This window comes from Flavobacterium panacis (genome assembly GCF_024649945.1).
GTDB lineage: Bacteria > Bacteroidota > Bacteroidia > Flavobacteriales > Flavobacteriaceae > Flavobacterium > Flavobacterium panacis.
The window spans coordinates 1-1,004 of the sequence record NZ_JANKMS010000038.1; the positions used below are offsets into that span (position 1 = coordinate 1).

Below are 1,004 nucleotides of genomic sequence, written 5' to 3' on the forward strand. Positions count from 1 at the left end.
CATAATTCTCCGGCGATACCTATGGGTAAAAGTCGGTTGCTTTCATCCATAATGTAAACCGTAGTATTGTCTATTGGCTTACCAATCGGAATCTTAATTGGTCTATCATTTATTACCTTGTAACTAGTAGCAACTACTGTAGCTTCAGTTGGCCCATAATTATTATAAATATTAATATCGGTCGACTTATTTAGACGCAGAACATCTCCTCCGGTTAAAATAACAAGATTAGGCAGCCTAATTGCTTCTTCAATTAAACTTTCACATAAAGAAGTTGGTATATAACTATGTGTAATCGAATAATCAATCAGAAACATTGAAAAATGATCTAAATTATATCGAATTTTATCCGGAACAGGATACAAGCTCGCTCCAAAAGCCAAATAAGGGCATATTTCCCAAATACTTGCGTCAAAGCCAATTCCGGAAAACAAGGTGCTCCTGCTATTAGCGGTAACAGAATACTCTCTTTGGTGCCAAAAACATAAATGAGTTAAATTTCTATGTTCAATCATTACTCCTTTAGGCTGTCCTGTACTTCCTGAAGTATAAATAACATAAACCAGATCATTTGAATTTATAGCAACTTCAGGCTTAACAGCTGAAAAATCAGAAATCGTTTCTTTAAACAAACTCAGAAATGATTCATCTATAATTTTACTACATCCACTATCCTTCTTTATGAATTCCTTTCTTTCCTCAGGGTAATTTATATCTATAGGAACATATATTGCTCCTGCTTTTAATACTCCTAAAAATGAAATAATCAACCAATCGCTGCGTTCTAAAACAACTCCCACTAAACTCTGAGGATTGATCTTATGATTTGATAATAAATAATTTGACAACCTGCTAGATTGTCTATCTAATTCTTTATAACTTAATTCTTCCCCCTCATAAACAACCGCTACTGCATCTGGGGTTCTTTGCACCTGCTCTTCAAATAAATCCAGTAAAGTCTTATCCTTTGGATAACCCACAGTCGTGTCATTGAAAACATCCAA

1 protein-coding gene is annotated in these 1,004 nt (G+C 34.3%); it reads right to left on the reverse strand.

The window, feature by feature from the left end; all coding sequences use genetic code 11:
- Positions 1 to 1,004 (reverse strand): AMP-binding protein (locus NQQ59_RS25235; protein ID WP_257698484.1); only part of this gene is annotated, 1,004 nt, incomplete at both ends.